This is a genomic window from Pseudoalteromonas sp. S3260 (assembly GCF_005886925.1).
Lineage (GTDB): Bacteria > Pseudomonadota > Gammaproteobacteria > Enterobacterales > Alteromonadaceae > Pseudoalteromonas > Pseudoalteromonas tetraodonis.
In genome coordinates, this window is the sequence record NZ_PNCV01000190.1 from 1 (window position 1) to 3,561 (window position 3,561).

A 3,561-nucleotide genomic window follows, 5' to 3' on the forward strand; every position below is an offset into this window, starting at 1 on the left:
TTTATAATGATCTTGCCGTGCCAAATACAGTGCATTGGGAAAGTATTCATCGACCTTTGCAGCGGTGTAGTTACGCTCAGGAGCAAATAATTCTATACCTACCGACATTTGCGTGCCATTAGCTGAAAAAGTAGCCGGGTTATTTGCACCCGACATTAATTCTTCTGATAACGCTACACCAGCACCTGCCATGCCTTTGTGAGTCATACCGTAGCCATGGGTAAAATAGCCATTCGTTGCAAATACATTAAATGTGCTTAACGCAGAGGTGAAAATAAGGCCTGAGAGTAACTGTTTTTTCATTTAAATTGAGATTAAGTAGAGAAAGTTGGTGAACAATAGCTAACTTTTTATATTCCAAAAAAGAACTTTAAAAGATTATATATACTAAAAAAGCATATTGTTTGTGGATGAGGAACAGGTAATGAAAGTGCTTACAAAGGAGGGTTAAATACGCTGGAGTAAAACAGCATTATTAAGCGCTATTTTACTCCAGCCAAGTAATTACATTGACTCTAATTTCATGCCGCGTGTTTCTTTAATGTATTTGACCACAAAGAACACACTAATAAACGCTGAGAGAGTGTAAAAACCATAGGCGCCTGCTAAACCAATACTACCTAGCATGATAGGGAAGGTCATAGTAATAGCAAAGTTAGCTATCCACTGCGCACTAGCAGCAACTGCAAGCGCTGCACCACGGATGCGGTTATTAAACATTTCGCCAAGCAGTACCCACACAATTGGGCCCCAGCTTAAACCAAAAAATACCACAAACAGGTTAGCCATTATTAAAGCAAAGGTACCCATATTTTCACTAAGTGCTAACTTGCCCGCTTCATCAAGGCCTGCACTGCCAAAGGTGTAGGTAAGTGCACTTAAACTAATAAACATACCTATGCTACCTACCAATAATAGTGGCTTACGACCTACTTTATCGACTAAAGCAATAGCTATAAAGGTCGATAAAATATTAGTGGTACCCGCAAGCACGTTTATAAACAGTGATTGTGATTCATCAAAACCAGCGGCTTGCCAAAGTTCTGAACCGTAATAAAATACCACGTTAATACCAACAAATTGTTGGAAAACTGATAAAGCTACACCCACCCAAACAATAGGGTGTACTTTTTTACTGCCATCAATAAATAAGTCGCGAATACTTGGTTTTTTATCACTTTTCAAAGACTGCTTTACGTCACTGATTTGTGTATCAGCATCGTCATTTGAGATTTTATTAAATACAGTTTTAGCGTGTTTAAGCTTGCCTTGTGCGACTAAGTAACGCGGTGACTCAGGAATAAAAAGTACGCCAATCAAAAATAAGCCTGCAGGAACCAGTTCAGCCCAAAACATCCAGCGCCATGCAGCTAAGTCTAACAGTAAAATACCCTCGGCACCGCCTGCGGCATTAGCAATTAGGTAGTTACTTAAAAAGGCAGCAAACAGACCCAGCACAATAGCAAGCTGCTGCAGTGTTGCTAAACGGCCGCGTAAGCTGGCAGGTGCTACTTCTGCAATATAAGCCGGCGCTAAAACAGATGCCGCACCTATACCTAATCCGCCAAATAAGCGGTAAAAAATAAACTCAGCTGAGCTATCAGCAATACCAGAGCCAAATGCACTGATAGCAAATATAAGTGCAGTGATGATCATAATAGCGCGGCGGCCAAATTTGTCAGCTAATGGGCCAGCAGCTAAAGCACCCAGCGCACAACCAAGTAAAACAGAGGCAACATTAAACCCTGTTGCTACACTGCTTGAGTTAAATGTATTACCTAACGCCGATACAGTGCCGTTTATAACGCCTGAATCAAAACCAAATAAAAAGCCACCAATGGCGGCAACAGCCGATATAAAAATAACGTATAAAAGTGAGCACTTTGCCGCTGCGCTTTGCTCACCTTTAGTTGCATGCTGTGTTGTCATGTTGTTCAATCCTAATTTTTATTATGTGTAATGAAGTTAAAGTACCACTAATAATTTGCGGGCAACCTTAGCACAGAGTAATCACGCTAAAAAAGATATTTCAATAGTAATACGTATGCATAAATAAATTAATTGAGTTGTGCGAGGGTCTGTTTATCTTTTGAGATTGAAGTTTCAGCAGTGTGTTTGGTTTTAAGCAAAATAGATCTTTTGCCATGTGAATGCCCGTAAATAGGTACTAACGCTTCGTTAATGTTAAACACGCACTGCTTGAAGGGTTCTGCTATCTACACAGGTGAAGATAAGGGCCAGGGAATAAAAAGGGTGCTCGGTTTTAACTTAGTTTATTAAGTAACAAACCTCGCTGAAATTAAAGCGCCCGAGATTGAATCAATTTAAATTCTAAAAGGCTATTAACTCCTAATTGGGTTGCTAAAAGCGCTCAAATAATTATACTGTTTTTATATACAGTACTGGCGGTTGTTATGAGAAAAGAGTTACCAGCAAAATATTATTTGGCACATTTTAAAGAGCTAATAGGCTTTGTGAGCGATAAATGTATGCATTTACTTGAGCAAAAGCACATTACATTTATTAATAAAATAAACACCCTCGACGAGCAAAGCCAATGCATGCTAGCACGTATTTATTCTCGTAAACCTTATTTAGTGCAAACTCAGTCATTAAATTATGAAGAGATTATTTCGCCTTATCAGTCACTTTTTAATTTAAAAACAGCTGGGTTAATCTGTGAACCCTCACAAGCAGACGCTAAGCAACTACTTAGCCATCTAACAAAGCCGGCCTTAATTGAGTTGTTAGCTCAACAAGAGCTGCCACCACTATTTAAAAAAAGTGCTGCTAAAAGTTGTTTAGTTGAAGTCGCTATTTCATTTTTTGAATCTAAGCCAGAGCGTCTTTCGCATTTGTATAATCAGTACGTGATCAATAATAGAGATGAGTGTTACCAGTATTTTGAGTTTTTGTATATTGGCAGGCTCAGTGCCGGTGATGTGAATCATCAAAACCGGTTTGTACTAAGAGATTTAGGGGTAACCCCTGTTAGGCAAGGGCATAATGAAAGTTTGTCTCGCTTTGACTCAATTGAGGAAGCGCAATCTAACTATGTGTTAAACCGTTTTCGGTTAGCCGTTAAAAACGCGAAAGATGACAATGAAAATGAGACGTTAGCAAAACAGTTAATAAATGAATTAGCAGTAGGGGTTGTAGCTCGAGAGCTAAAGAATAAGTTATTGATCATACTTTATAAGCAACTAAAAACAACTAACCCTGTATTAGCGTTTGATGTACTTAATGCCTGCGAGGATGATGCGCACGCCCTAGAAATTCAAGTAAGAGAGCAATACCGTTTAGGCAATAAAGAATGGGTAAAGGCGCAACTTGAGAAAATTATAGAAAATCCGCTCACCGATGAGTTACTGTACTTTGCGGATGACTTTTTAATGCGCAAATTTAACAAGCAAACACGCTCACGGCTTAGTGAAATGTTAGCCAGTACACGCTGTATTATAGAAGTTGATGAGCTCTATCGTGGCGATGTTGAGTTAGGTGTAAGTGATCACTACACTCGCCAAGGTAAACACGTTTTTTATTTTCAGCCCCTAAACCACC

General features: G+C 39.2%; 1 protein-coding gene and 2 pseudogenes. 1 reads left to right on the forward strand and 2 read right to left on the reverse strand.

Features of this window, described 5'->3' with window-relative positions:
- Both CWC14_RS18095 and CWC14_RS18100 read right to left on the reverse strand, forming a co-directional pair.
- Nucleotides 1–303, reverse strand: a pseudogene (locus tag CWC14_RS18095) (OmpP1/FadL family transporter); the annotation flags it as partial.
- A 201-nt stretch (nucleotides 304–504) separates the two neighbouring features.
- Entirely contained in the window at nucleotides 505–1,929 is a 1,425-nt protein-coding gene (locus CWC14_RS18100; protein WP_138564282.1) for a sugar porter family MFS transporter, read from the reverse strand.
- A 485-nt stretch (nucleotides 1,930–2,414) separates the two neighbouring features.
- On the opposite strand from CWC14_RS18100, the pseudogene CWC14_RS18105 reads away from it, so the two are divergent.
- Nucleotides 2,415–3,561: pseudogene (locus CWC14_RS18105) on the forward strand (exonuclease domain-containing protein); the annotation flags it as partial.